The following is a 26989-nucleotide window of genomic DNA, read 5'->3' on the forward strand; positions in this document are numbered from 1 at the left end:
ACGCCTGATGCCGCTTTACGAGCTCGGCCCCGCACCCGCGGGGGTAGTCCCTTCTAAACGTGTGACGTCGGCCGCGATGGAGGCTCGGCCCCGCACCCGCGGGGGTAGTCCCCGCTTCTGGGCGGGGGTGGCGCCCTTCCCGGCCTCGGCCCCGCACCCGCGGGGGTAGTCCCGCCCGGCACGACCAGATCGTCCTGGTCGATGCCTCGGCCCCGCACCCGCGGGGGTAGTCCCGTCATCAACGGGCTGATCGACGGCATCCGCCGCTCGGCCCCGCACCCGCGGGGGTAGTCCGCCGCGGGCCTCGGTCGCGATGGTCTGGCTGTACTCGGCCCCGCACCCGCGGGAGTAGTCCCGGTACGAGGTCGACGAGGACGGCTACGCGGACCTCGGCCCCGCACCCGCGGGGGTAGTCCGTCCGAGACGGTCAGGTAGCCGGGGATCGGGACCTCGGCCCCGCACCCGCGGGGGTAGTCCCTGCTCTTCGAGCTATTTGACCGTGCGCCCGTCCTCGGCCCCGCACCCGCGGGGGTAGTCCCCGGGCCGGGGCGGTGGCAACCGTGGCTGAGCCTCGGCCCCGCACCCGCGGGGGTAGTCCCCGGGCCGGGGGCGGGCCCTGGTCGGGGTACCCCTCGGCCCCGCACCCGCGGGGATAGTCCTCGGGACGACCCGGAAGTGCTCCCCGCAGAGGCCTCGGCCCCGCACCCGCGGGGGTAGTCCCACCGACGACGGCAGCCCCGTCGCCCTCTACCTCTCGGCCCCGCACCCGCGGGGGTAGTCCCCGGGCCGGGGGCGGGCCCTGGTCGGGGTACCCCTCGGCCCCGCACCCGCGGGGATAGTCCCACCGACGACGGCAGCCCCGTCGCCCTCTACCTCTCGGCCCCGCACCCGCGGGGTGGTCCCGGCGCAAACATCGTCCGTGACGCGATGGAACGAAATCCTCAGCTGGGTCGCCGCGCGGACATGAAGCGGGCGGAGTAGTAGGGGCTGTTAACGGGTTCGACGCGGATGGTCGTTCCGGTACGCGGGGCGTTGACCATCTGGCCGTCGCCGACATACATCGTCACATGGGAGGGCGCACCACCTGGACCACCGGTGTCGTAGAAGAGCAGGTCGCCGGGGGCGAGGTCGTCGAGGGTGACTGGGGTTCCGAAGTTGACCTGGTCGGTGGTCACGCGCGGGATCGATACCCCGGCGGCGCGCCAGGCCATCATGGTCAGTCCGGAGCAGTCGAAGGCGTGCGGGCCCTCGCCGCCCCACAGGTAGGGCTTGCCGACCTGCTCCAGAGCCCACTCGGCTGCTGCCCGACCACGCTTGCTGCCCCCGGCGGACACCGTATGCGATCCGGCGTCGCTGAGGTTCATCGCTGAGTACTCGTCGATGTGGGACAGCACGTTGTCGACGTAGGCGTCCCAGGGGTTGTAGCGGAACAAGGCGGCTCGGAGTTCGTCACGGCTGGTGAAGTCCACCGAGTCGTTCGGGTGGCTGGTGCACAGTTCGACGGCGGTCGAGGCGGTGGCGTCGAAGACGTTGTGCGGGTCGGCTTCCGCGTCGGCGTTGCCGTCGACACCATGGTCCGCCCACCAGGCGGGGAGGAGTTGGGTGACTCCGACAGCAGCGTCGTAGGTGGTGTCGCCGTCCCAGCGCCCGTTATCGGTGTCGTGGTGTGGTGGCGTGTGGTTGTTGCCGACGCCGGAGCCGTTCAGAATCGGGCCGACGACGGGTGGGACGGTGTCGCCGTTGAATGCAATCTGGCTGCCTGCCGCGTGGTCGGACTCCTCCCGACCGATGCCCGCGAGGATGGCCCAGGTCATGCCCGTACATCCCGGGTGGAGCTCTTCGAGGCGCTCGGCAGCGCGCACGTAGGCGTCGAGCAGGACCGTGTGGATGCCGGGAACCCGCCCCGGTCGGAGCCGCGCGTTCTCGATGCGTTCGCGTTCCTCGTCGCCCATCCCCACAGCTCCAATGACGGCCACGAGCAGGAAGAAGCCTCCCCCTATGCCGGACGCGATCTTGAGCACGGCGCCCGTGCTTCAGACCAGATCGACGAGAGCGCGAACAGCACAGGTCGCGTCCCCGACCTGACGCCAGATGGGGCGCGCGGGGCCGGGGTGGGTGAGTTGGTCAATCGTGGCCACGTGGACGGGCACCCACGGATCCGGTGTGGCCAGGGACCGGCAGATGTTGGTGAGGCGCTTGGGTCCGGTGACGACGAACAGCACGGGTGTGCGGTGTTCTGTTTCCTCAGCCAGGGCGCGGTAGCGATCGATCTTCGCGATGGCGCGGGCGAGCGGTTCGCTGCCGGTGTCGTACTCAATGAAGGCGTCCACGGTCACCCCGTTCTGGCGCCAGCGCACGTAGGCGTCCGGCCGGACGTGGTGACCCCAGGTGCCGCGGCAACGGGCTTCGGGCCACCATCGCTGGAGCTGAGCTCCGAGGGCTGCGCGGGCGCTGACGAAGAAGCACACGTAGGTCTCGGCCAATCCGGTGATGTGTCCGAGGTGGCTGTTCAGTCGGAGCGCTCGTTGCGCGGCTGGTCTGTGGCCGAGCTCCTGTGGCGTGAGGCCCTGGAGGGTGCCGAGGACCTGGGCGCCTTTGTCCGCGAGAACCCAGTGGTAGGGAGCACGCCCACCCGTGTGGGGCTGAATGAAGTGGTCGATGACGCCTGCCGCCTCGAGTGACCGGAGACGGCGTTGGGCGAGCCGTGAGTGGCGGCCGGAGAAGAAGAGTTCACCGATCTGCGGTGTGGTCAGCACCCGGTGGGTCCGAACGGTGGTGAGGATGCGCATGTCGCGGTCGGTGAACTCGATCGTGGTCATCGACGGTCCTCCTGGTCGTCGCGAGGGTCCGGGTTTCTGGTGGTTGCGAATCGGCGGGCGCCTCTGCGAATGTGCTCGGCGCGGTACGGGATGGCTTCCGTCGGTGGCTGCGTCCGGAGGGTTACCGCGGGGAGCTCGGCGGCATCGTGGATGGTGCGGACGGCGGCCTGGTAGGAGCCCAGGTGGGACAGGTCGTAGGCGTTCAGGTACGGCAGGGTGTGTCGTTCGAGCTTGGAAGCGTCGTCCGGCGCGAGGTTGAAGAAGACCTTCGTCCGGGTGTGGGCGTCCACCGCCGCACGTGTGGCGGGTGGGAGTTGGTGGAGTTCCTGGTGGGCCAGGACCATCGCGGCGCGGTAGCCGCGGGCCTCAGCGAGCATGTCGGCCAAGGATCCGGGGAGCCGGAGGAAATTGGCGGCTTCGTCCAGGTACACGCAGGTGTCCGGGCGTCGGTGTTCGGGAACGGCGGCGCGGGCGGTGATGGCGTGCCAGGTGGCGGCCAGGGTGATCGTGCCGAGGAGACCGGCCGTGTCCTCGCCGAGGTGTCCCTTGGGCAGGCGCATGAGGACCAGACCGCCGTGGTCGAGCAGGTGGGGCAGGTCGATCGTGGAGGCTCCGGAGGCCAGGACTGCGGCTGCCCAGGGCCGTAGCAGGACGGTGCGGAGCTTGTTGAGCAGCGGGTCCGTGGCGGCGGCGCGCATCTGCGGGGACTGGGCGGAGTACCAGCGCCAGAAGTCACGCAGGGCCCCGGTCGGGTGGAGCTGGGCGAACAGCCCGGTGCGCCACGGGTCGTCGGCGAGCAGCCTGGGGATGTCGCCCAAGGTCAGGTTCGCGTCGCGAGTGGCTGCGAGGGTGAGGGTGCTGGCGCGGAGGATGTCGTCGGTGCGCGGGCCCCAGGAGTCGGCGTAGATGGTGCGGAAGATGCCGGTGACGGTGTCGGCGGCGTGGGCGGGCGTGCCGATCTGGAGCAGGTTGATCCGGGGCGGTGGTGTCGGGTCGGCGGGGTCGAAGAGCACCGTGCTGCCGATCGCGCGTGCGGGGAGGCGGTCCAGGACGTCAAGGACGAGGTCGCCGCGGGGTTCGATGACCAGGGCGCTGCGTCCGGCTTCGGCGTCCTGGCGGATCATGTGGGTGAGCAGGGTGGACTTGCCGGAGCCGGTCTTGCCGAGGATGTGGATGTGTTGGCGGGCGTCGGCGACGGTGGTGGCGATGGGGCGGCGCGGTCCAGCATCGGCATGGCCGAGAACGCGGCCGCTGCGGGGCACGTCGGGGCTGGGTGCGACGCGGCGGGCGCTGGCTCGGGTGAGTCCGGGGACGGCCGGGTCGGTGGGCAGGTGGGCGATGGCGGCGAGTTCGGCGGTGCTGAGCAGGTAACCGCGGGCCAGGTAGCGGCACCGGATCCACAGGTTGGGGAAGAGCATGGGTGCGCGTCGGAGTGCGTTGAGGCCGGAGGTGTAGGCGGCCAGGGATGCGGAGATGCTCCGTGCTCGGGTTCGCGCTCGGTGCTCAGCCTGGCGGCTGGGGTGCTCGGTGGTGACCGCGACGCTGATCTGGCAGGCCAGACGGGGCGAGGACGCCTTGGTGAGGATGGCGCGAACGTCGTCGCTGATTCCGGGCAACGTGTTGATGTGCTGGCCGCGCCTCGGTGGTGATTGCCACGGGCGGAACGGGCTGTGCTGTCCGCGTAGGCGTGCGGCGGCGCGGGCGCGCGATGCTCGGTGTGGGCTGGCCGGGCGGGCACAGACGCGGACGAGTGCCTGTTGTCCTGAGGCGAGGTTGGCAAGTTCGCCGAACAGTCCGCGAAGGGAGTCGTCCGCGAACGTGGTGCGCAGCGGGTAGTGGTCTGCTCGGGCCGTGCGGAGCCAGTGGCCGCGGGTGCACTGGTCGGCCGGGATCGCGGGTGTGGCTGGTGCGAGTCGGGTGGTGGCGCCGGGCCAGGCGGAGGTGATGGCGCGTTGGACGGTGCGGGAGTTGACGGTTCCCGGAACCCAGATCTGGACGCGTATCCCTGCGGGGGTAGCGGTGTACTCCCAGGCCAGGTGTGGCGCCAGGAGTCGGTGGGTCCATCGCGGGCGCAGCAGTCCCAGGGTGTGGGTCCAGAAGGCCGTGGCGTGGTCGACGGTCGTGTGTGGTGGCGCGTGGATCTCCAGAACGTGCGCGCCGCGGGACAGGTAGGCGTGCCGGGCCCAGCGCAGGACGAACACCGAGCTGATCCACGTCACGGCCCCGACTCCGGCGACGGCGGTCCACAGGGCCAGGTTGGCGGCGATCACCGCTCCTCCAGGTGGGCGAGTTCGGCGGGGTCGGTGGTGAGGAGCCGGTGTTCGATGGGTGAGGCGATGGTGCGAAACACTGCGCGGTGCCGTCCGGCGGCCAGGAGCGCGCTGCCGCGTTCGGCGGTGGCGACGATGCGGCGTTCTCCATGAGAGAGGTGGAAGGACTCGCACACGGCGTCGAGGTTCTGTGGCGCTTGGCGCAGCAGGATCTGGGTGGCGGCGTTGGCGGCGACGGCTCGGCCGAGATCGGTGGCGAGGAGGTCGGCGACGTCCTGTGTGACGAGGGTGAGTCCGGCCCAGTGGCGGCGTGCGTTCTTGGCGAGGTTGAACAGGTAGCGGGCGCCGACGGGGTCGCGCAGGAGCGTCCATCCCTCGTCGATGGTGATGAGGCGCGGCCGTCGTCGTTCGGGGGTGCTGATCTGGCGCCAGAGGGCGTCGAGGATGAGCAGGAGGCCGACGGTTTTGAGTTCCTCGGGCAGGTGGCGCAGGGACACGACGGTGAGGTGGCCGATGAGCCGGACGGTGGTGGGTCCGTCGAACAGTGTCCGGCGGGAGCCGGTGGTGAATGGCGTGAGTCGATCGGCCACCGACCGGGCCGCGTCGGCGTGGCTGCTGGCCGGGTCGGTGTCGCGCAGGGTGGCGACGAGGTCGGTCAGGAGCGGTGGGGTCCGGTGCCAGGTGTCGGGTTCGTGGGTGATGCCCCGCTCGGTGTAGGTGGTCAGGATCGCCTGGTCCAGGGCGGCGAGTTCGGCTGCGGTCAGGTCGCCGACCATGGCGGAGATGAGGGTGTGCAGGAACAGGACTCGAGTGGTCAATGCCTGTTCGCCCGTGCTGGGGAGGTCGAAGGGGTTAAGCCGCCCGCGTTCGAGTCCGAGCGGGACGCGGTCGCCCCCGACGACGTCGGCGAGGTGCGCGTACTCGTCGGTGGGGTCGATGACGCTGACCTGAACGCCCGCGTACAGGGAACGGAGGAGTTCGGCCTTGGCCAGGTAGGACTTCCCGGCTCCGCTGCGGGCCAGGATGACGGCGTTGCTGTTGTCGAGCCCGCCGTGGAACCGGTCCCAGAGCACCAGCCCGCCCGTGTGCGCGTTCTCGCCGTAGACCACGGCGGTGCGTCCCGTGCCCGCGGACAGGTCAGCCTGGGCGAAGGGCATGAGGGCGGCGACGGCCTCGGTGTCGACGGTCCTGCTCATGCGCAGGACGTCGGTGCCGAGCGGGAGGGCGGAGCGCCATCCCTCCCATGGCCGGTACGTGGCGGGTGACAGGTCGACGAGGATCGAACCAGCCAGGGCGCGCAGGCGGTTCAGGTCGGTGTCCAGGTCCTCGGCGGTGTGGGCGTGCACGGTGATGTACACCGACAGCGCGAACAGGCGGGTCTCCCCCACCGCGACGCGGTCAGCCAGGTCTGCGGCGTCCTCGGTGGCCGCGATGCGTTGGGGGTCCGACAGCCGTCCGTGTGTGGCGTCGGTGCGCCATGCCGATTCCAGGCGGGCACGACGGCGGCGCAGACGTTCGGCGGCGAGCTGTCCGGGGACGGGCACGATGTGGCAGGAGACGTCGACGCGACCGGGGAAGGTCAGGAGCGGGTCGGCCCATCCTGCTCGCACGTCGCGGGGGTAGCCGGTGACGATCATGGTCTGGGCGAGCCACCCGTCCGCGTCCAGGTGGCGTGGATGCAGTTGGACGCGCGGGAGTCGTGTCATCGGTGGTCCTCCTCGGTCGTGGCGGTGCCGTGCGGGTGGAGGGAGGCGTGGATGAGCCGTTCGGTGTCGGTGCCGTCCAGGACGCGGGCGCGCACGCCCAGGGCGTCGAGTTGGGAGACGGCGTCCTCCGCACGGCTCAGGAGCGCGCCCCCGTCGTCGTGGCTCGTTCCGGTCTCGGTCATGACCAGCAGGACCCGATGGCTGCTCAGGTCGTGGTGGTCCTGGAGGTGGTCGAGGAAGACGGCGTGGGCGCGTGCGGCGCGGCTCAGTTCGGCGGGCAGCCCGGGGATCCCCGAGCGCAGTCGGTCGAGGTGCGGTGTCAGGTCCATGGGTCGGCGTTGGACGAGGATCTGGACGGGTGCGGTGAGCGAGTCCAGGAAGGACGCGAACGTGGCCAGGATCTGGTCCTGCTCCTCGCCCGAGGACAGGTGGAAGGGCGTGCTTCCGCACTCCAGGACCACGGCGCGGCGGTCGTCGAGGTTCACGACCCCGGATCCGTCGATATTCGGAAGTTCGGGGTGGCGGTGGTGGGGCGTGACCTTCCACCGCACGGCGAGCCAGACGATGTGATCGAGTCCGATCCCGTCCTTGCGTCCGCAGGCGAGCACCCAGGCCAGGCCGAGGAGAACGATCGCGACGACCCCGAGGAGCCACAGGGGAACGCGGCCCAGCAGGAGCGAGAACAGGCCCCACACGGTCAACCCGGCGGGAGCGATGACCAGGAGTTGCCGCGCGGTGAGGTTCCACAGCACGGGCTCGGGTCGATCGATGTCCGTGGGGATGCGTGCGTGCCAGGTGGACACGTCCTGGTCCATAGCGGTGTCCCTTCTCCGTGTGGGTGGTTCAGTGCCGTCGCCGGTTCCAGAACCGGAGCCGGGACGGATCGGGTCTGCGTGGCCACGGGAGTCGGCGTTCGGAGCGCTTCGGTTGGGGCCCGGCATCGGATGGCCGTTGGGCGGACCGGCTCGCGGCAGACCTCTGCCGGTGCGGGTTCGGGCGTGAAGGACGCTCTGGGGCAGGACGGGCACCGCTGGCTCCGTGCCGGTGGTCGGTCACTGGGTCCGGTGACGCCGTAGCCGGGGCGCGGCGCTGCCTGTTGATGGGAGGCGCCGCAGCGTGTTGGGGGTGCGGAAGGGTGTGTCCGGGCGTGCGCGTCTCGGGGTTGGTCGGACGGTGATCCGGGACGGCGGCGCGGTGGGTCCGGTGGCCGGCCGACGTGGACACGGGTCGTGTGCTTGGTGTGCCGAAGCGCCAGCTGCGCGCCCGTCGGGGCAGGGGCGTCGTGGGTCCAGCAGTGCGGCTCGCTCGAACCCGGCGCACCCCCTGCTGCCCGGCCCTCAGCAGCGCGCCCGTCCGGCCACCGACTCCCCGGACGGCCGCCGCTCCCCCACCCGTTCCCGCCGTGACCACTGCCACGGCCACCCAGGTCAGGGCCTTGGCCACCCCTGCTGCGGGGGATCGGCCGGAAGGCGCGGACCACACCGCCCGGTACGCCCAGATGGGAATGCGGATCTGCACGTAGACGAGCACCAGGAGCAGGAACAGGTCGAAGAGGTCGACGTCTCCGCGCACGACCTGCGCGGCGCCGAACATCGCGCGGGCATCGCCCTCGAAGAACACGCGCATGAGCGCCACGAAGGCGAGGGCCTGGGCTATGGGCACGAGGCAGACCGCGCCCAGGGAGCGCCACCACATCTGCGCGACGCGGTTGGTCTGCGGGAGCCCGTGGAACATGAGCATCGCCGGTCCGCCGACCATCAGCAGAATCACGATGACGATGCGGACGATCTCCACGATCACCCACAGGATCATCAGGACGACGAACACCAGGAGGAACAGCACGACGATCGCCGCGTCCTCCCCCAGGAACCGCACCGTCCGCTCGCTGAGGTTCTGCGCGGCCACCTCGTTGTTGATGCCGTCCGCGGTGATGGCCTGGGCGACCGAGGTCGAGACGTGTGCCGCGATTCCGACGACACTCAGCGAGACGTTCGAGGCGACGAACCCGACCACGAGGCGCGGCAGGACCTCCCGTGCCGAGTACTGCGCCTGGAGTCCGTGGTGGGTCATGATCACGAACCCGGCTGCGATGACCAGCAGGGCGTAGGCGGTGTTGACCGTGGCGGAGACGCCCTCCCACACACCGGTGATGCCGTCGGTCGGGGCAGGGGTCGTGAACAGCATCCCGGCGATCCATCCGAAGAGCGGTTCGAGGATGCCGAGGACCAGCCCGTGGAACCACTGGGTGATGTGGCAGGAGACCTCGAGCGCACCGCAGTCGAAGACGTCGGCGTACTCCTCCTCCAGGTTCAGCGGGCTCGCCAGCGCGAAGCCTTCTCCCGAGGGCTCGGCGCTGTTGCTGTCGGGACTGGTCGGTGCCGTCGTCATGGCGACTCGTACTTGCTCAGGTAGTCGAGGGCGAAGAGCAGGACCTCGCCCGCGAACACCACGACGTAGCCGATGGCCGCTCCGGCGAACCCCCGTTTGGCCTTGTCGATCTCGTTGGGATCGCCACCGGCCAGCATCCAGCGCAGGCCCGCGACGATGATGAAGAGCGTCGCCACCGATCCCGCGATGGCCTGGCAGAGCCTGGTGAGGCGCAGGATGACGTCGTTGAGCTGGTGGGCGAACAGCCACGCCTCGTCCGCGAGCACGGGTTCGGCGAGCCCGAGGACGAGGGTCAGCGCGGTCCCCGACGTACAGACCCAGGGCTGCGGGGATCGGTGCCCGCGCCGTGGTCGGCGTTCGTGTGGAGTCGCCATGTCGCCCCCCGTGGTCGGCTCTCCTACCTCGGAACAGAGCCACCACGAGGGGCGGGATTGGACTTACTGTCAGCGATCCTTGACCCGGTCCTCGAATGATCAGGCCGCTGACAGGGCGGACAGGCGTGCGGTGACCAGGCCCGATCGCACCGCGTCCGTGAGGCGCCGTTCCGCGCGCGATCGGCGTTTGGCGAGCTGCCAGTAGGCGGTCCCGTTTTCTAGGGCCACGGCCGTCAGGGGCACCCGGTCCAGCCTGGTGCGGCCGATGAGGTCGGCGTCCGCCTTGCTGATCACTCCCTGGCGGACCGCGTCCTCCAGCACCAGGTCCGGGTTGCCGGTCGGGGTAGGTCCGTTGGCGAGCGGTTCGGCCACCGCGGTCGGCACGGCCAGCGCCTCCTTACGCGCCCGCAGCCCCCATCGGCTGGCGCGGCAGCGCAGCACCCACGGGAGTCGGTGCCAGGAGGTGTCCACCTCGTGGATGGCGGCGATGAACCCCGCCAGGATCTCTTCCTGGACGTCCTCGGCGGCCCGCGCGTCGAGGCCCGCGCACATCCGCGCCGCGCACGCCCGGAGTGCGGGCATCGCCAGGCCGATGGCGGCCACCATCCACTCCTCGCGCAGGCGCGCCGACTCGATCACCGTGCGCCAGACGCCGTCGCGCACCTGGCGGGCCAACGAGCCCGACAGTAGGAGTTCGCGCAGCTCCAGCAGGGTGTCCGGGCGGGCGTCGGTGCACGGTGCCAGCTCGCGCAGCAGGTCGTGGGTGTCCAGATCCAGGCGCAGGAACTCGCGTTCGGCCGCGCGCAGTGGGTCGTGACGCATGGTGGGTCTCCCCGTCGTCGATCGGTGATGACCCGACCGACCCAAGGAGGGGCGGCTGACGCTGGGCTGGCGGCGGTCTGACCGTCAGCGCGCAAGCTGCGAACGGGGGGCTCACGAGCCCCTGACCCGCAGCTCACAGGCCAGGGAAACCATCGCCCGCGAGAAGGGGAGAAACACTCCGCTTACAGTCCCCTCACACGCACTCTTACCAGTGATGACGGTGCTTCCGGAGCAGCTGACGAAGCGCTGCCGTCAACCGCTCACCGTGCCCGTTGACCCAAACGTTGCCACCTTCCCTATGCTTCGACTCCATCCAAGAACGTCGGTGGAGAGCGCGTCACTAAGCGCCAACTGACCGCGAGATAGCTTCCAGACACCGGTCACTGCTCAATGCACACTCCACGACGGCGAGAGCCCTGGCTTCGAGGATGATCTGGATGATGCCCAAGACGCTCAAAGGCCACCCTGGACCAGCCACCACAGCCCGGTGGCGTCTTACAGTCGAAGGGGCGGTCGAAGCCAGTGCCGATGGCTTCGACCGCCCTCTTCATCTTGCGACGCAGCAGGCGCTACGCCTGCCCGCGGATCTTCTTGCCGGGGATCGTGTGCGGGTAGAGGATCGCGTCGGCGACCCGGCCGCCGGAGTCCTTCACCCCGCCTGCGAAGCTGATGCCGTCATCACTGCCCGTTGCCCTGCCAGCGATTCCGTCCCAGTAGGAGGCTTTCCGTTCCCACTTGATCCCGGTGAGGAGATCGCGGAACTTGTCAGGGGCGATCTTGTCGCCATCCGCCCATGGCATGGCCTGGTGACCAGCGACACCGAGCCCAGCGAGCACTGCCGGGGTGGAAACTGCGGACCGGGCCACGAAGTGGGGGAACAGGTCGCTGATCATTGAGCTGACCAGTTCGACGACGGCTTCCCCAGCCTCGTTCGCCTCTGCGCCCTCGGGAAGGTAGGTTTCGTCCACACTGTTGGACGTCATCTGAATGCCGCTGCGGCCGAAAAGCGTGGTAACTACCAGGGCACGCAGTCCGGACAGGGTAATGACCTCGGGATCGCTCTTGCCCAACTGGCGCTTTCGTGCCTGCACCAGCTTGGAGAACTCAATGCGCTCCCCCTCATGCTCAACAGTGAGCCCCTGGGCGATGCGATGGGCGAGCTGGGTACCGAGATCGCGCTGGTCCATGCTCATCGCCAGGTTCTTTGCGACGGGTACGCCTTCGACGTTGCGGTCGTAGAAGATCTGGCGCGCGTCCTGCACCGACAGCCCCCAGTACAGCTCGAAGGGCACAAGGACCTCGCGAAGCTTTGCATACGTGAGGCCGTACGCCTCGGGGTCATCGTTGAGCTCGTGCAGAGCGGTCACCTGGGTCTCCCCGTCGATCGCGATGACAGGCGTACCGCTGAGGATGGTGATGTTCTGGATGCCGGTACCTTCGACGAGTTCACGGCCTTCAGGGACGACAGTGTCGCCGTCCGCACCATCAGGGATCCACAGTGTGACAGGAGGCGTAGACCAGCCCTTACCGTATTCGCCCTTGATCCCGGTGGCGATGTACTTGGCGTAGCCGGGGACGTTTCTGCCCTTGTTGGTGGACTTGATCATGCGCTGTACGAGGGCGCGGATCTCAGCGTGGCGGCGGGTAGCTCCACTCTGGTATTTCATCGCACGAGGGTCTTCCTCGCGCTTGGGCGAGTGCACCACTTGGAGCAGCGTGGGCAGGCCGATAGTGCCCACCACGGCCGTGGGGCGGAAGGGCATCACAGGCAGAGTGATCCCTTCGGCCCTGGCCGTCGGCATGAGCATGGACATGCGTGTCCCCTTCCTGGGGTCTGCGGGGAGGGCTAGCTCTATCTGCCGTCGACCGTATCCAAAAAAATCTGACCGCAAGTCAGAAAAACGAAACTACGACGTGAATTCTGAGCCAGATCTTTCACCGCGGCTGCAATGTAAAAGAGTGCGGTCAAAGTACAGAGAGAAGGAGCATCATCACCGAACACCTGGCGCACAGGCCACTCGTTAACCCACACATGCATCCTGAACAGCAGTGACAGCGCTTCCGAGGTAGCTGACGGAGCGCTGCCGTCAGCCACCCACCGACCGCGTTGACCCAACCGTTGCCGGTTTCTTCGCGCTCACGCGGCTCCGCACATGATCCGGTCGTAGCTGCGCTGAGCGCGCGAAGCCGCGGCCGAGCGACCATAGCGGCGCAGCATCTGGCGCGAGTCCCACCCGTTGAGCTCCATCAGGTCGCCCTCGGACCCGCCGTTGTCCAGGTAGCGGTGGGAGAAGTCGTGGCGGTACCGGTGCAGGTACGCGCCCTCCACGCCAGCACGTTCCGCGCGGCGGCGCACCATCTGGTAGATCCCCGACGCCGACAGCGCCCCTCCCTTCTGCGACAGCCACAGGTGCGGCAGGTGTGCGTGGGAGTGCTTGGCACGCTGGCGCAGGTAGCGGTCCAGCGCCTTGGCGGTCTCGAAGGTGAACTTCACGAACCGCCGCTTGCCGCCCTTGCCGGTCACCAGCGCCCGCCGGTCCGACACCGACACGTCGTCCACCGTCAGCCCGGCCAGCTCCTGGCGGCGCATCCCCGTGTCGCGCAACAGCATGATGATCGCGGTGTCGCGGACATTGCACGCCTTCCCCCGCGCGCCGCGGGTCCCCGGCATCTCCAGGATCCGCTTCGTGGCGTCCTTTTCGAACACCGGCACCGGCTCGGGCACCACCGTGGGCGGCTTGAGCTTACGCATCGGGTTCGGAATCTCCTCCTCCTCGGCCAACCACTTGAAGAACTGCTGCAGGCAGCGGAACTGGTTGTTGAGGTAGGAGTCCTTGTGACCCCGGCGACGCAGCCGCACCAGCCACGACCGGATGTGCACCCGCGCGACCAGCTCCCAGTCGCGCACGGGCTCGAACGTGACCATGTCAGCGCTCGTGTCAGTGACGGTGTCGTAGCGAACGTCGATGTCAGACGGCCGACCGCCGGTCAGCAGGTGCTCGGCGGCGAACCACCGGACCGCCTCGCTGTACATCGTGGCAGTGCGCTCGCTGCGACCAGCGGCGCGCAGGGTGAGGACGAAGGAGTCGACGTGGGGCTTCAGGGGTCCGGCGGCCATGTCGCGCGGTCCCCGGCGTACGCGCTTGGTGCCCATAGGCGATACCTCTTCAGGCGGTGAGGCTGTCAGCGGAGTGACTCCGCCTGAAGATGTCCCAGGTCAGACCATGTGAGAGCCAGCGAGGGGACTTGAACCCCTAACCTATCGCTTACAAGGCGATTGCTCTGCCAATTGAGCTACGCTGGCGGGCGTCCGGGGCCGTCCGACCTCGGAGCGTCCTTCCGAATGGTACCGGTTCCTGGACCGCGTGGCCTACTCGGATCCGGCCCCGCGCCTGCGGGCGACCTCGTAGAGTGCCACGCCCGCCGCCACGGAGGCGTTCAACGACTCCGCGCCGCCGATCGGGATGCTCGCCACCACGTCGCACGCCTCGCGCACGAGGCGCGACAGCCCCTTGCCCTCGGACCCCACGACGATCACCAGCGGTCCCGTCGCCAGCTCCAGCTCCGGCAGGTTCGTGTCGCCCCCGGCGTCGAGGCCGACGACGAACAGCCCCGCCTTCTTGTAGGCCTCCAGCGCGCGGGTCAGGTTGGTGGCCTGCGCGACCGGGAGCCGCGCGAGGGTGCCCGCGGACGTCTTCCACGCGGTCATGTTCACGCTCGCCGAGCGCCGCTCCGGGATCACCAGGCCGTGCGCGTCGAACGCCGCCGCCGAGCGCGCCACCGCGCCCAGGTTGTGCGGGTCGGTCACCCCGTCGAGCGCGACGACCAGCGGCGCCGTGTCCGACTCCAGGGCCCGCTCCAGCAGGTCCTCCACCGCCCAGTACCGGTACGGTCGCACCTGGAGCGCCAGGCCCTGGTGGGCGGCGCCCGGCTGGCCGTTGCTCTCGCACCGCCGGTCCAGCTCGGCCCTGGTCACCTCGACGACCTCGATGCCGCAGTCCCCCGCGACGCGCGCCGCCTCGGTCACCCGCTCGTCCGGGTCCAGGCTGTTGGCCAGGAACAGGCGGCTGGCGGGCATGCCCGCGCGCAGCGCCTCCACGACCGGGTTGCGGCCCACCAGCAGGTCGGAGTCGGCCGCACGGCGCTGCGGCCGCGCGGCGGCCTCACCGGAGGGTCGGGACCGCTTGGCCGCGCGGGCCCGCTGCTTGCCCTCGTACCAGTGCCGCTGCTCGGCGGGCAGCGTCCCGCTCTTGCCCTCCAGCGAACGTCGGCCCTTGCCGCCGCTGCCCTTGGTCGGGCCCTTCTTGCTCTTCTTCGCCGGCATGTCCGCCGCCTCCCCGTACGTCTCGCGAGCATGCCGGAAGCTCAGGCGCGTCCGGCGGATCCGCCACCAGAGGGCGGTGGCAAACGTCCAGCCTAACGCCGACGCGCCACCACCCGTGTCAACCGCGCCTCAGGTCCCATCGGGGGCCCTGCGGGGTGTCCTCGACGATGACGCCCGCCTCGGCGAGGCTGTCGCGGATCGCGTCCGCCGCCGCGTAGTCCTTCCGGGCCCGCGCCGCCTGCCGCTGTTCCAGGGCCACGGCGACGAGGGCGTCGACGACCTCGCGCAGCCCCGCGCCCCCGCTCGCCCACTGCTCGCCGAGCGGGTCCAGGCCGAGGATCGCCAGCATCGCGCGGAGTTCACCGGCGAGCTCGGCGGCCCGGTCCTTGTCCCCGGAGGCCAGCGCCGTGTTGCCCTCGCGCACGTGCCCGTGCACGACGGCCAGCGCCTGGGAGACCCCGAGGTCGTCGTCCATGGCGGACGCGAAGTCGGCGGGAACGGCGGTGGCGGGGACGACCTCGCCGAGCACCTCGACGGCGCGCGTGAGGAAGCCCTCGATCCGCTGGTAGGCGGCGGCCGCCTCCTGGAGCGCGGCCTCGGAGTAGTCGATGGTCGACCGGTAGTGCGCCTGGCCCAGGTAGTAGCGCAGCTCCACCGGGCGGACCTTCTGGATCATCTGCGGGATGAGCATCGAGTTGCCGAGCGACTTGCTCATCTTCTCGCCGCCGACGCTCAGCAGCCCGTTGTGCAGCCAGTAGCGCGCGAAGCCGTCCCCGGCGGCGCGGGACTGGGCGAGTTCGTTCTCGTGGTGCGGGAAGACCAGGTCCAGCCCGCCGCCGTGGATGTCGAAACTCGGCCCGAGGTACTTGGTGGCCATCGCCGAGCACTCCAGGTGCCAGCCCGGCCGTCCCCGGCCCCACGGCGTCTCCCAGCTCGGCTCGCCCGGCTTGGCGCCCTTCCACAGGGCGAAGTCGCGCGGGTCGCGCTTGTCCCGGCCCCGCTCCGCGCTGTCCTCCATCTGGTCCGGCCGCTGGTTGGACAGTTCGCCGTAGGCGCCGTAGGAACCCACGTTGAAGTAGACGTCGCCGGAGCCGTCCTGGGCCGCGTAGGCGTGGCCGGCGTCGATGAGGCGGCGCATGAGCTCGATCATCTCCGGCACGTGGCCGGTCGCGCGCGGCTCGACGGTGGGCGGCAGGCAGCCGAGGACGTCGTAGGCCTCGGTGAACGCGCGCTGGTTGCGCTCACTGACCTTCCACCACGGCACGCCCTCGGCGGCGGCGACGTTGATGATCTTGTCGTCGATGTCGGTGACGTTGCGGCAGAACGTGACGTCGTAGCCGAGATGGGTCAGCCATCGGCGCAGGATGTCGAAGTTGACGCCGGAGCGGATGTGGCCGATGTGCGGTGGGGCCTGCACCGTGGCGCCGCACAGGTACAGGGAGGCACACCCCTCGCGCAGGGGGACGAACTCTCGGACCTGTCGGGCACTGGTGTCATAGAAGCGCAGACTCACGTTGTCAAGCCTAGCCGCATTCCCCTCACACGCGGGTCACAAACCACTGATCGCCGTCGCCCTCATCCGGCTCCCGGACAGTCCCGAGTCCACATATGTGGTGAGCCGTATTACGGGTGACCTGGTGTGAGATTTCCGGGCACGGAAGCCCGTCCCCCACGGCGATCAGGGCGCCCGCCGCGTCCGTTCCCGGGCCGCCCCCGCCGCGCGGCGGTCGTGATCGGCCGGAATCTCGTGTTGGCGCGGCCTCCTCGACTACGCTGCGGTTGCGATGGCCCCTTACGACAAAGCCCCCGAGACAGGGACACGGAACGGCCGCCCGGCGAGCCGCGGCCCGGGAGCCGGTGCTCTCGTCGGTGGCGCGCTGTTCGTCGGCCTGATCGCCGTGTGCGCCCTCGTCATCTCCTACGCCGGCGTCTTCCGCTTCGCCGAGTACGGCGGACACGAGGGCAGCCCGCTGGCGCACGTGTTCCCGGTGACCTACACCCTGCTGCTGCTCATGGCGTTCTGGGTGAGCTACGTCCTGCGCGAGGCCCACCCCCGGGACCGCGCGTGGGTGGACCTCGCGCTCATCCCGGTGCTCATCGTGGTCGCCGCGGTCGCCATGGTGCTCAGCAACCTGGGGCTGGTCGAGTCGGTCCACCAGGGGATCGCCAACGTCATCGTGGCGGTGGCTCCGCTCGCCGCGCTGCTCATCGCCTTCCTGCTGTGGATGACCGTCCGCGCGCACATCCGCCGTCGCCGCCGTGGCACGCCCGCGCGCCCCAGGCCCTCGGCCGACCGGGCGACCGTGCTGCACGGCCGCGCGGTGGCGCCCTCGGAACTGGACGACGACCACCACCTGACGACCCGGCTGCTGGACTTCGGCCCCGCCCCGGCCCGGCCCGAGCGGGGCGCGGACGCGCCCGGGGGGCCGTCCGCCGCCGGCACGGCCACGCGTCCGCTGTGGCGCGAGGAGCCCGAGGACGACGAGGACTCCGGGGTCGTCTCGGTGACGCCCGTCGCCGACCGACCGGAGAGCGGGGCCGAGCCGGTCACGGCTCCGCTGCCCCGGCGCACCCGTACCGGGGCCAACCCGATCAAGCGCGCGAGCACCGACGTCCCGGTCGTGCCCGGCGCCGCCGCACCGGTGGACCGGCCCGAGGACGACGACCGCCTCGCTGACGGGTTCGAGGACGGCTTCGACGACGAGCCGCTGCCCGGGGACCCCGCCACCGACGAGGCGGACGCCCCGGCCGCGCCCGTCGCCGAGCCGTGGGGACCGGAGCCCGACCCCGACCCCGACCCCGACCCCGTCGCGCCCGCGCCCCCGGAACGGGACACCCGGGCCCTCGGCGGTCCCGAGCCCGAGGACTCCCCGATCCCGGACACGGTCCTGTGGGAGCCTCCCACCGACGCCCTCGCCGCGGGAGCGATCGCCGACTACGTCCCGCCGGAGTGGACCCCGCCGGAGGACGGGGATCCCGCGCCCGCGGCGGCGGAGGACGTGCCGGAGGCCGGCGGGGAGGCGACCCCCGTGCTCGACCACGACACCGGTCCCGAGGTCCGGGCGGCCTTCGGGATCGGGTCGGTTCCCCCGGGCGCCGCCGCCCCCGCTCCCGAGCCGGTGGAGCGGTTCCAGAACGCGGAGCCGGAGGACCGGTACCGGGAGCCGGAGCCGGTGGCCTGGTTCGACGAGGACGTCCAGGACGGCGCCGAGCCCGCGTTCGTCCCGGAGGCCGACCAGGACACCGGACCGCCACCCGAACGGATCCCGTCCCCGGAGACGCACGGCGCCCCGGACACCGGGCCGCTGGCCGGGGAGGCGCCCTCCCCGGAGCCGGACGAGCCGTCGGCGCCCGCGCCCCGGCCGGTCACGGAGCACCGCCCGCCGCTGGAGAAGCGCCCGATGGTCCTCAAGCCGCGCCGTCCGCCGATGCCCGACCTCACCCCCGGCCCTCCGTCCGGGCGGGTCCGCAGCGGGCCGCTGCCCCCGCGCGACTGACGCGCCCCCGCGCCTCCCCGTCTCAGACCCGCAGGCGGGCCGCGACCGGCAGGTGGTCGCTGTCCGTCCTGGGCAGCGTCCACGCCTCGGTGGCCGTCACCCCGCGCACCAGGACGTGGTCGATCCGCACCGCCGGGAACGCGGCGGGCCAGGTCAACCCCAGCCCGTCCCCGCCGGTCTCCCGCACCGAGGCCAACCGCGAGGTGAGCGGAGCCATGGCGCGGTCGTCGGTGCTCCCGTTGAGGTCGCCCATGAGCACGACCCGCTCCAGCGGCTCCGCCTCGACCGCGGCGCCGAGCGCCCGCACGCCCCGGTCCCGCAGTGCGGTGTCGAAACCGGAGCCGCCCACCCGGACCGAGGCCAGGTGCACGACGTAGACGGCGAACGCGCCGTCGGGCCCGTCGATCTCGGCGCGCATCGCCCGGTTCCAGCCCAGCCCGAGGTCGATCGACCGCGACTCCGTGATCGGGTACCGGCTCCACAGTCCGACCGTGCCCCAGCGCTCGGAGTGGCCCATCTCGGCCCGGAGGGCGCCGTCGTACGCCGCGTTCGCCTCCCAGGTGACCTCCTGGAGCGCGACCAGGTCGGGGTCGGCGGCGAGCACCCCCGCGACGGTGCCCGCCGGGTCGCCGTTGGCCGCGCCGACGTTGTGCGTGACCACGGTGAGGTCGGGTTCGACGTCCGGTGGGACCGGCAGGTAGAGGCGGCCGAACACGCCCGCCCACACGGCTGCCAGGAGCAGGACGGCGAGCCCGGCGGGGGCGGAGCGCCGGAGCAGGGCGGCGACGGCGGTCACGGGGACCGCCAGGCCGAGCCACGGCAGGCCCGTCTCGAACAGACTGCCCACGTGCCCCGGGACGTTGGGCACCAGAGTCGGAACGGCCAGGAGGAGGGCCAGCAGGGCGGTCACCGCGGCGAGGACCCGGCCGCGCCGCCAGTCCCGGGGAACCCTCCGCAGGACGCGCAGCCACCGTGGTCCGCCCGGCTCCCGGCGCGCGTCCCGGCGCTCCTGCCGGTCGGCGTCCCCGTCCGGTCTCCCGGGCTGCGGCCCGAACGGGCGTGTGCGATCGTCGGTGTCCGTCATGGCCCTCCCCTTCGTGCGTGCCGCGCGCGCGGCGCTGGGGGATGGGCCGCCGGTGTCGGCGGCGCGGATCCGGAGACTACCCGCGGCTCGGGAGTGCCCGCACCCGGCCGTCCCTTCGGAACAGCGGCTCCCACACACGACGACGGCCCGCGCCCCGGTGCGGGGCGCGGGCCGGGCGGCGGTCGTTCAGCCGCGGGGCGCGCACAGGGCGGTGGCCACGGCGGCGATGCCCTCGCCGCGCCCGGTCAGCCCCAGGCCGTCGGTCGTGGTGGCCGAGATGCTCACCGGAGCCCCCACCACAGCGGACAGCGTCTTCTCCGCCTCCTCGCGCCGCGGCGCGAACTTGGGGCGGTTGCTGATGATCTGGACGGCCACGTTGCCGATCTCGAACCCGGCTGCGTGCACGCGGGCGACGGTCTCGGTCAGCAGGGCCGCCCCGGAGGCTCCGCGCCACCGGGGGTCGGCCGTGCCGAAGTTGGAGCCGAGGTCCCCGAGGCCGCAGGCCGAGAGCAGCGCGTCACAGGCCGCGTGCGCGGCGACGTCACCGTCCGAATGACCGCTCACACCGTCCTCGCCCGGCCATTCCAGACCGGCGAGGAAAAGTGTTCTTCCAGGAGAAAACGGGTGGACGTCCGTTCCGACGCCCACCCGAGGCATATTCGTCATGAAATAGGTGCTTCTTCGACCCGTATCAGTTCGTCAGAACCTCGTCGAGGAGCGCTTCGGCCTTGTCCTCGTTGGTCTTTTCGGCGAGCGCGAGTTCGCTGACGAGAATCTGGCGGGCCTTCGCGAGCATCCGCTTCTCACCGGCGGACAGCCCGCGCTCCTTGTCCCGGCGCCACAGGTCCCGGACCACCTCGGCGACCTTGTTGACGTCACCGGACGCCAACTTCTCGAGGTTCGCCTTGTAGCGCCTGGACCAGTTCGTGGGCTCCTCGGTGTGCGGCGCGCGCAGCACCTCGAAGACCTTGTCCAGGCCTTCCTGTCCCACCACGTCACGAACGCCGACGTCCTCGGCGTTCTCAGCCGGCACACGAACCGTCAGATCGCCCTTGTCGACCCTCAGAACGAGGTAGGTTCTGTCCTCGCCCTTAATGGTGCGAGTCTCGATCGCTTCAATACGAGCAGCCCCATGATGGGGGTAGACAACAGTGTCGCCGACCTTGAAAGCCATGTGACAGGTACCCCTTCCGCTACCACAAGGATACCACGAATCTGTGACTTAACGTACCTATTAGGTTTGCGAACACGCAGGTCAAGCCACACTTTTCAGGGCTTGACAAAGTGTACCCGAGGCCTGTCGAGGCCCTGGTCGGAGCTCCTCCGGGCGGGCGCGAACCCCTGCTGGCCAGCGAATCCGCCGACCCGTGAGGAGGGGGATCGGGGAGGGGCCGGCGGCCCCTCCCCGGGTCTCTCCGACGGCGTCGGAGCGACGGACGTCACGTTCCCGACACCCTTCGACGCTCCGGGTCACCACGTCACCGTTACCCGGGGTCACGCTTCGGGGTCGTAGTCCTCGCGCTTCTCGCCGGTCACCATGTAGACGAGATTGTCGGCGACGTGCACCGCGTGGTCACCGAACCGTTCGTAGAAGCGGCCCACCAGGGTGACGTCCATGGTGGCCTCCACGCCGTACTCCCATCCCGGCGCGAGGATGCGCTGCAGCAGCTTGCGGCGCAGCCGGTCCATCCGGTCGTCGTCCTTGTCCAGCTCCAGCGCGGTGTCGGGGTCGCGCTCGCTGATCACCTCGCCCGCCTTGGTCACGAGCAGCTCGGCCTGGTGGCCCATCTCCAGCACGATCGACCGGACGGGCTTGGGGATGGCCGAGTCGGGGTGCCGCCGCCGCGCGATCTTGGCCAGGTGGACGGCGTGGTCGCCCATCCGCTCCAGGTCACCGCGCATGTACAGGGACGTGATGATGGTCCTCAGGTCCGAGGCGACCGGCTGCTGCCGCGCCATCAGGCTGAAGGCGGTGTCCTCGATCTCCTGGTCCAGCCGGTTGATCGCCTCGTCACCGGAGATCACCTCCTGCGCCGCCGCCAGGTCGTTGTCCAGCAGCGCGGTGGTGGCCCGCGCGATCGCGTGTCTGGCCAGGCGCGTCATCTCGACGAGGCGTTCGCCCAGGCTGTCGAGGTCCTCGTGGTAGGTATCCCGCATGTCGTCAATGCTCCCAGTGGTTGATTGAAGAGTCGGCCAAGAATTGGTGAACGATGCAAGAAGCTCGGTTGTGCCACCCGCCCTGACCGGGTAAAGATCCGGTCCGCCCGTTTACGATCGAATCGTGCAAGGGGAACTTCTCGCCGCCGTGACCGGCATCTTCGGACTCGTGACGGGCGTCGTCGTCGGCGTCCTCGCCGGTCTCTACCTCCGTACCAGTCCGCCTGAGCGCCGGCCTCCGGCGCCCGAGCGGCGCGACGGCGCGACCCTCCCGTCCGGTATCGCCGAGGTCCTGTCCGCGCTCCCCTCGTCGGCCGTCGTCCTGGACTCGGCCGACCGGGTCCTGCGCGCCTCGTCCGCCGCCCGGGCCTTCGGGATCGTACGGGGCGAGGAGCTGGTGATAGGCGAACTCCTGACCCTGGCCCGGCAGGTCCGGCGGGACGGGGTCATCCGCGAGACCGACATCGAGGTGGCCGTCCGCAAGTTCGGGCCCGACGCCACCTCCTTCGCCGTACGCGTGGCGCCCCTGGGCGGCACCGGTCTGGTCCTGGTGCTGGCCGAGGACCAGACGGAACACCGCCGCGTCGAGGCGGTGCGCCGGGACTTCGTCGCCAACATCTCGCACGAGCTGAAGACGCCGGTCGGCGCCCTGTCACTGCTGGCCGAAACCGTACAGGACGCGAGCGACGACCCCGAGGCCGTCCGCCGGTTCACCGACCGCATGCAGCAGGAGGCCGCCCGGCTGACAGCGGTCATCCAGGATCTCATCACGCTCTCCCGCATCCAGGGCGCCGAGCCCATGGCCGAACCCACGCGGGTGGACCTGGGCTACGTCGTGGACGAGGCGCTCGACGCGGTGCGCATGCCCGCCGACGCCAAGGGGATCGAGTTGGTCGGCAGCGGCGCGGAGGGCGTCACCGTCCTGGGCGACGAGGGCCTGCTCGGCACCGCGCTGCGCAACCTGGTCGCCAACGCCGTCGCCTACAGTCCGAAGGACACGCGGGTGGCGGTCTCGGTCGGGGTGTCCCGGTCGAGCGTGGACATCAGCGTCGCCGACCAGGGCATCGGCATCCCCCAGCAGGACCTGGAGAGGATCTTCGAGCGGTTCTACCGTGTGGACGCCGCTCGGAGCCGGGCGACCGGGGGCACCGGTCTCGGCCTGGCCATCGTCAAGCACATCATGACCCACCACCGTGGAGAAGTGACCGTGTGGAGCAAGGAGGGGTCGGGGTCGACGTTCACTCTGCGTCTGCCCAGACCCGAGAGCCGGAGGGTCGAGCCCGCCGGTAACAGCGACCGTCAGGAGGCGGCACAGTGACGCGCGTACTCGTTGTCGAGGACGAGGAATCCTACAGCGACGCCCTCTCGTACATGCTGCGCAAGGAGGGCTTCGAGGTGGCCGTGGCACCCACGGGCACGGTCGCCCTGGAGACCTTCGACCGCACTGGCGCCGACCTGGTGCTGCTGGACCTGATGCTGCCGGGGCTGTCGGGCACCGAGGTGTGCCGGACGCTGCGGCAGAAGTCGAACGTCCCCGTGATCATGCTGACCGCCAAGGACTCCGAGATCGACAAGGTCGTCGGTCTGGAACTGGGCGCCGACGACTACGTGACCAAGCCCTTCTCGTCGCGTGAGCTCGTCGCGCGCATCCGGGCCGTGCTGCGGCGCCGGGGCGAGGGCGACGGCGCCGAGCCGCTGCCCGCGGCGCTGGAGGCGGGGCCCGTCCGGATGGACGTCGAGCGGCACGTGGTGACCGTGCGCGGCACGAACGTGCAGCTCCCGCTCAAGGAGTTCGAGCTCCTGGAGGTGCTCCTGCGCAACGCGGGCCGGGTGCTCACCCGGATGCAGCTCATCGACCGTGTGTGGGGCGCGGACTACGTCGGCGACACCAAGACGCTCGACGTCCACGTCAAGCGCCTGCGCGCCAAGATCGAGGAGGACCCGAGCAACCCGCAGTACATCGTGACCGTGCGCGGCCTCGGCTACAAGTTCGAGCCGGTGACCGCGAGCGTGGAGTAGGGCGCCCGTCGCGGCTCCCGGTCCCGTCGCGCGGGGCGTTCCGGGCCGCCGAGCCCTCCCGAGTCACCGGTCCCGGACCGCGGCCGCGTCGCCGTCCGGGACCGACTCGTGTCCGGAGTGGCCCACCCGGCAGCCGAGCAGCGCGGTCGCGCAGCCCATCATCCCCAGTCCCACCAGGTGGCCGACGGTGTTGGCGCACAGGTCGGCGAGGTCCGCTCCCCGGCCCGAGACGAGCGTGAACTGGAGCCCCTCGACGGTGGCGGACACGATCGGTCCGACCGCGGCGCGGGCCCGCGGCGAGGTCAGGACCGGGAAGGTCACCAGCCCGAGGGGGACGAAGAGCACGGCCTGGGCGAGGAGTCCGTCGAGGAGCGGCGTCGGCGGCTCCGCGGGGGCGGGGTCGATCACCCCCACACCCGCCGCGAGGTCGTCGGCCGGCAGCGGGACGTCGTGGGCGTGCCCCGCCGCCGGCCAGCCGCCGCCCGGGTCCACGACGAGGACGGCGTAGGCGAACAGGACGGCGGCGATGCCGAGGGCGCCCAGGGTTCCTGCGGCGCGGGGCCGGACCAGACCGAGCCAGGCCAGGGGCAGAGCGGGAATGGCGAACGTTCCGAGGAGGAGTGGCGCGGCACCCGCGTCGATATGCAGAACGGCATGCCACACGGACGGGCCGTGCACCTTTCTCATCACCTTTCCGTGGGCCGTCGGCCGATTCTCCGCGGTTTTCCCGACACGCTCCGGACGGTCTCGGCGCACGGTGTCCGCCGCCGCGTGCACATGCGTTTCCCGCACCCGGACACGGCGGGGCGCGGGGGAATGCGCGAACGCCGCCGTGTTCGACCGCCGCAGCTCCGAACGCCCGTGCGCACGGCAGACGAACGCGACGCGAGGCATCGGCGAACGCCGACTGAACCGCTCCCACGCACGTGGGATTCGCCATCCGGAACGCTATCTCAACGAAAAACCGAAAACCGGATCACAAATGGCGACTCCCACAACCCGAGGGCGATTCACAACGCAACTGTACGGACACCCTCAGCGACCGTCAATGGCGCGGCGAAGCCTTTTTCGCGCTTTCCCGGCAAAACAGTCGTGACCTGCGCGAAATACGCGTGTTCCGGGCGCCCGCTCAGGCCTCGACGATCACGGTGAACGGGCCCTCGTTGGTCAGCGCCACCGACATCATCGCGCCGAACCGCCCCGTCGCCACCTCGGCCCCCAGGTCGCGCAGTTCCTTGACCACGGCGTCGACCAGCGGCTCGGCGACCGGGCCGGGGGCCGCCGCCTGCCACGTGGGGCGGCGGCCCTTGCGCGCGTCCCCGTAGAGCGTGAACTGGCTGACCACCAGGAGCGGGGCGCCGATGTCGGAGCAGGACCGCTCGTCCGCGAGGATCCGCAGCGTCCACAGCTTCTTCGCGAGCTTGCGCGCCTCCGCCTCGGTGTCGGTGTGGGTGACCCCCACGAGCGCCATCAGCCCGGGGCCGGTGATCGCGCCGACCACCTCGCCGTCCACCGTCACCGACGCGTGCGACACGCGCTGCACGACCGCGCGCATGTTCCCTCCTCGTGGCCGCCACCGCCGCGGGCCGGTCCCCGCCGGCGGACAGCCCCGACGATACGGCAGGCGCGGGAGCGCCCGGACCGGCCGCGGCCGGTCCTCAGCGCCGGCGCTGGAACTGGTTGACCAGCCGCATCCGGCGCGCGTTGGTGATGATGCCGGTGAGGGTGACCGCGAACGTGCGGATGGAGTCGGCGAAGTCCTCGATCCGCCACTCCTGGGGCCCGGTGTACCAGGCCAGTCCGTCGCCGGTCAGCTCCTCGTCCGTCAGGTCGGTCAGCGCCGCCGAGGCCAGGATGTTCGCCCAGCGGTCGACGTCGTCGAAGATGACCGCGTACGGCAGGTAGCGCGAGTAGATCTCCACGCGCTCCCCGGGCCGCTCCGTCGCCGACCGCTGGCTGAGCAGGTAGTCGCGGAAGCCGATGGTGTGCGCGAGCACCGAGCTGCCCAGGCGGGTCTTGGCCGGCATGTACTGGGCGGCGACCGTGATCGCGGCTCCGGCGATGACGACCGCGAGCCCGGTGAACGCCGCCGTGGTGAACATGGCCAGCAGCACGGTCAGGAGCACCCCGAGGGCGGTGATCGCCATGCCCATGGTGCTCCAGCGCCCGCGCACCTGGTTCGGGGAGCGCGCGAACCACCTCAGCCGCACCATGTCGCGGTACAGCTCCTCCCGGACCCGGTCCATCCGGGCGGGGAAGTCCGCGCACACGCGGGCCGTGCCCACCTGGGACAGGCGGACGGTCCGGCGCTCGGCGAACAGCGCGTCCAGCAGGAGCCACTCGTAGGGCCGCAGGCTCTCCCCCGGCGGCCCGTCCAGGCGCACGAGCCGCCAGTCGACCGACGTGAAGTGCTCGTGCGGCAGCTCCTCCAGCCGGATGTATCCGCGCACGGCCAGGTCCACGACCGCGCCGGTCAGATCGGTGATGTCGACGGTCTCGTTGAAGAGCGTGCCGATCTGGCCGGGGTGCACGCCGTCCGGCGGCTCGAAGCGCGCCCGTCCGTGCTCCCCGGTGGTCACGGGCGCCTGGTCGCCCCGGGCCGCCTCCTCGCGCAGGGCGCGCTCGTCCCGTCCGCGCACGCGGATCAGCACCACCAGGCCGCCCACCAGGACCACCAGCAGGAGGCCGAACACCCCGGCCGTCCACGGGGTCACCTGGAAGGACGAGGCCAGCGACCAGCGCCGGTCGAGGATCGGCTCCCCCTCGGCGGCGCCGGGCGGATAGGTGACGGCGATGTCGAGGCGGTCGCTGGGGCGCATGTCGGCCTGGAGGAAGTGCGCGACGGCCATGTCGGTCCCCATGTCGGAGGCCGTGCAGTACAGGGCGCTGCGCGGCTCGCCGGCGAGGCACGACAGGCCCTCCGGGGGCATCCGGGCGGTGACGGTCACGTCCGTGGACTGGACGGTGTGGCTGTAGGCGCCCACCGCCCGCCACTCCAGTTGGACCCCCTGGGCGACCTGGCTGACCGCCCCGCGCACCCGGTAGCGGAGCACCACGGTCTCGGCGCCGCCGGTGGAGATGTGCGCGTACAGCGTGCCGCCCGCCTTCTCCGTCTCGACCACCAGCTCCTCGCCCGTGCCGTCGGCGGCGCCGACCCCGTGCACCTCGAAGACGCGGTCGTGCTCGGTGTCGTAGAGCATCGTCTCGGTGAGCGCCCGGGTGAAGGTCGTCGGAGCCCCGCCCTCGAAGGTGAGCGTCTCCTCGCCGAGCAGGACGCCGTCCTCCTCGAGGTGGAGCCGGATGTCGTTGGTGATCACCGTCTCGCCGGTCGAACTCCGACCGGCGGCCGCGCCGGGGGGCCCTTGTACTGTGGGTGCCGGTGCCGCCGCCGTCACGGCATGGGCCGCCCCCACGGGCCCGACGACGGTGACCACCGTGAACAGCGAGGAGAACACGAGAGCGGCCGCCGCGGACGCGACGGCCGGGCACCTGGAGCCGACCCACCACATGACGCGAGAGCCTATCCGGT

Annotated in this window: 22 protein-coding genes, 1 tRNA gene and 1 CRISPR repeat array (1 of these 24 only partly in view); of the genes, 3 read left to right on the forward strand and 20 right to left on the reverse strand. The window is 71.0% G+C overall.

Annotated elements, in window-relative coordinates; all coding sequences use genetic code 11:
- Nucleotides 1-903: a CRISPR direct-repeat array (repeat unit 28 nt; unit sequence CTCGGCCCCGCACCCGCGGGGGTAGTCC); it begins 344 nt to the left of the window's first position.
- Between the two features lie 38 nt (nucleotides 904-941).
- The 13 genes from ACIBFB_RS06385 to cysS all read right to left on the reverse strand — a co-directional run bounded on the left by ACIBFB_RS06385 (nucleotide 942) and on the right by cysS (nucleotide 16216).
- Nucleotides 942-2021 carry a C40 family peptidase gene (locus ACIBFB_RS06385; protein WP_397226905.1) on the reverse strand — a complete coding sequence of 360 codons (1080 nt, stop codon included), beginning with the start codon at nucleotides 2019-2021 and terminating at the stop codon, nucleotides 942-944.
- Nucleotides 2022-2033: 12 nt separating this feature from the next.
- Nucleotides 2034-2819: a replication-relaxation family protein gene (locus ACIBFB_RS06390; RefSeq protein ID WP_397226907.1), complete on the reverse strand. Its 786-nt coding sequence runs from the start codon at nucleotides 2817-2819 to the stop codon at nucleotides 2034-2036.
- A complete protein-coding gene (locus ACIBFB_RS06395; protein WP_397226909.1) occupies nucleotides 2816-5089 on the reverse strand; it encodes a type IV secretory system conjugative DNA transfer family protein in 2274 nt (757 codons plus the stop codon). Before ACIBFB_RS06395 ends, ACIBFB_RS06390 begins: the two co-directional genes overlap by 4 nt.
- Nucleotides 5086-6795 (reverse strand): VirB4 family type IV secretion system protein, encoded by a 1710-nt coding sequence (locus tag ACIBFB_RS06400; protein ID WP_397226911.1) that lies wholly within the window; start codon nucleotides 6793-6795, stop codon nucleotides 5086-5088. Before ACIBFB_RS06400 ends, ACIBFB_RS06395 begins: the two co-directional genes overlap by 4 nt.
- On the reverse strand, nucleotides 6792-7610 hold the full coding sequence (locus tag ACIBFB_RS06405) for a PrgI family protein (RefSeq protein WP_397226913.1): 819 nt from the start codon (nucleotides 7608-7610) through the stop codon (nucleotides 6792-6794). The genes ACIBFB_RS06400 and ACIBFB_RS06405 overlap by 4 nt, the downstream gene beginning before the upstream one ends.
- A gap of 28 nt (nucleotides 7611-7638) precedes the next feature.
- A complete protein-coding gene (locus tag ACIBFB_RS06410) occupies nucleotides 7639-9183 on the reverse strand; it encodes a hypothetical protein (RefSeq protein WP_397226915.1) in 1545 nt (514 codons plus the stop codon).
- Nucleotides 9180-9557, reverse strand: a complete 378-nt coding sequence (locus ACIBFB_RS06415; RefSeq protein WP_397226917.1) for a pilin — start codon at nucleotides 9555-9557, stop codon at nucleotides 9180-9182. The genes ACIBFB_RS06410 and ACIBFB_RS06415 overlap by 4 nt, the downstream gene beginning before the upstream one ends.
- A 99-nt stretch (nucleotides 9558-9656) precedes the next feature.
- On the reverse strand, nucleotides 9657-10379 hold the full coding sequence (locus tag ACIBFB_RS06420; protein ID WP_397226919.1) for a hypothetical protein: 723 nt from the start codon (nucleotides 10377-10379) through the stop codon (nucleotides 9657-9659).
- A 569-nt stretch (nucleotides 10380-10948) separates the two neighbouring features.
- Nucleotides 10949-12193 (reverse strand): DNA sulfur modification protein DndB, encoded by a 1245-nt coding sequence (locus tag ACIBFB_RS06425; RefSeq protein ID WP_397226921.1) that lies wholly within the window; start codon nucleotides 12191-12193, stop codon nucleotides 10949-10951.
- A 323-nt stretch (nucleotides 12194-12516) separates the two neighbouring features.
- Nucleotides 12517-13533: a tyrosine-type recombinase/integrase gene (locus ACIBFB_RS06430; protein WP_397226923.1), complete on the reverse strand. Its 1017-nt coding sequence runs from the start codon at nucleotides 13531-13533 to the stop codon at nucleotides 12517-12519.
- A gap of 77 nt (nucleotides 13534-13610) precedes the next feature.
- Nucleotides 13611-13683: transfer RNA gene (locus tag ACIBFB_RS06435), tRNA-Thr, on the reverse strand.
- 66 nt (nucleotides 13684-13749) lie between these two features.
- Nucleotides 13750-14703, reverse strand: coding sequence for a 23S rRNA (guanosine(2251)-2'-O)-methyltransferase RlmB (gene rlmB / locus ACIBFB_RS06440; protein ID WP_397226925.1), 954 nt, complete (start codon nucleotides 14701-14703; stop codon nucleotides 13750-13752).
- Between the two features lie 118 nt (nucleotides 14704-14821).
- On the reverse strand, nucleotides 14822-16216 hold the full coding sequence (cysS, locus tag ACIBFB_RS06445) for a cysteine--tRNA ligase (protein ID WP_397226927.1): 1395 nt from the start codon (nucleotides 16214-16216) through the stop codon (nucleotides 14822-14824).
- Between the two features lie 271 nt (nucleotides 16217-16487).
- Between cysS and ACIBFB_RS06450 the strand changes: the two genes are divergently transcribed.
- Entirely contained in the window at nucleotides 16488-18200 is a 1713-nt protein-coding gene (locus ACIBFB_RS06450) for a DUF2637 domain-containing protein (RefSeq protein ID WP_397226929.1), read from the forward strand.
- A gap of 22 nt (nucleotides 18201-18222) precedes the next feature.
- Here ACIBFB_RS06450 and ACIBFB_RS06455 read toward each other — a convergent pair whose 3' ends face one another.
- The 4 genes from ACIBFB_RS06455 to phoU form a co-directional block, all read right to left on the reverse strand.
- Nucleotides 18223-19284, reverse strand: coding sequence for an endonuclease/exonuclease/phosphatase family protein (locus tag ACIBFB_RS06455; protein ID WP_397226930.1), 1062 nt, complete (start codon nucleotides 19282-19284; stop codon nucleotides 18223-18225).
- A gap of 186 nt (nucleotides 19285-19470) precedes the next feature.
- Nucleotides 19471-19941: a 2-C-methyl-D-erythritol 2,4-cyclodiphosphate synthase gene (ispF, locus tag ACIBFB_RS06460; protein WP_397227512.1), complete on the reverse strand. Its 471-nt coding sequence runs from the start codon at nucleotides 19939-19941 to the stop codon at nucleotides 19471-19473.
- Nucleotides 19942-19975: 34 nt separating this feature from the next.
- The gene (locus ACIBFB_RS06465) at nucleotides 19976-20458 is read right to left on the reverse strand and encodes a CarD family transcriptional regulator (protein WP_026122741.1); all 483 of its coding nucleotides are present in this window, start codon (nucleotides 20456-20458) and stop codon (nucleotides 19976-19978) included.
- 320 nt (nucleotides 20459-20778) lie between these two features.
- Nucleotides 20779-21441 (reverse strand): phosphate signaling complex protein PhoU, encoded by a 663-nt coding sequence (phoU, locus tag ACIBFB_RS06470; RefSeq protein ID WP_397226933.1) that lies wholly within the window; start codon nucleotides 21439-21441, stop codon nucleotides 20779-20781.
- Nucleotides 21442-21565: 124 nt separating this feature from the next.
- Between phoU and ACIBFB_RS06475 the strand changes: the two genes are divergently transcribed.
- Nucleotides 21566-22759, forward strand: a complete 1194-nt coding sequence (locus ACIBFB_RS06475) for a sensor histidine kinase (RefSeq protein ID WP_397226935.1) — start codon at nucleotides 21566-21568, stop codon at nucleotides 22757-22759.
- Entirely contained in the window at nucleotides 22756-23460 is a 705-nt protein-coding gene (locus ACIBFB_RS06480; protein ID WP_397226937.1) for a response regulator, read from the forward strand. Before ACIBFB_RS06475 ends, ACIBFB_RS06480 begins: the two co-directional genes overlap by 4 nt.
- 63 nt (nucleotides 23461-23523) lie before the next feature.
- Here the strand turns inward: ACIBFB_RS06480 and ACIBFB_RS06485 are convergent, their stop codons facing one another.
- From ACIBFB_RS06485 to ACIBFB_RS06495, 3 genes are all read right to left on the reverse strand, one after another.
- Nucleotides 23524-24147 (reverse strand): VanZ family protein, encoded by a 624-nt coding sequence (locus tag ACIBFB_RS06485; RefSeq protein WP_397226939.1) that lies wholly within the window; start codon nucleotides 24145-24147, stop codon nucleotides 23524-23526.
- A gap of 442 nt (nucleotides 24148-24589) precedes the next feature.
- A complete protein-coding gene (gene dtd / locus ACIBFB_RS06490) occupies nucleotides 24590-25015 on the reverse strand; it encodes a D-aminoacyl-tRNA deacylase (protein WP_397226941.1) in 426 nt (141 codons plus the stop codon).
- Between the two features lie 103 nt (nucleotides 25016-25118).
- Nucleotides 25119-26969, reverse strand: coding sequence for a DUF2207 domain-containing protein (locus ACIBFB_RS06495; RefSeq protein ID WP_397226943.1), 1851 nt, complete (start codon nucleotides 26967-26969; stop codon nucleotides 25119-25121).
- Nucleotides 26970-26989 lie beyond the last annotated feature (20 nt).

Origin of the sequence: Nocardiopsis sp. NPDC050513 (assembly GCF_044457925.1) — a bacterium.
In the GTDB taxonomy this organism is placed as follows: Bacteria; Actinomycetota; Actinomycetes; order Streptosporangiales; family Streptosporangiaceae; genus Nocardiopsis.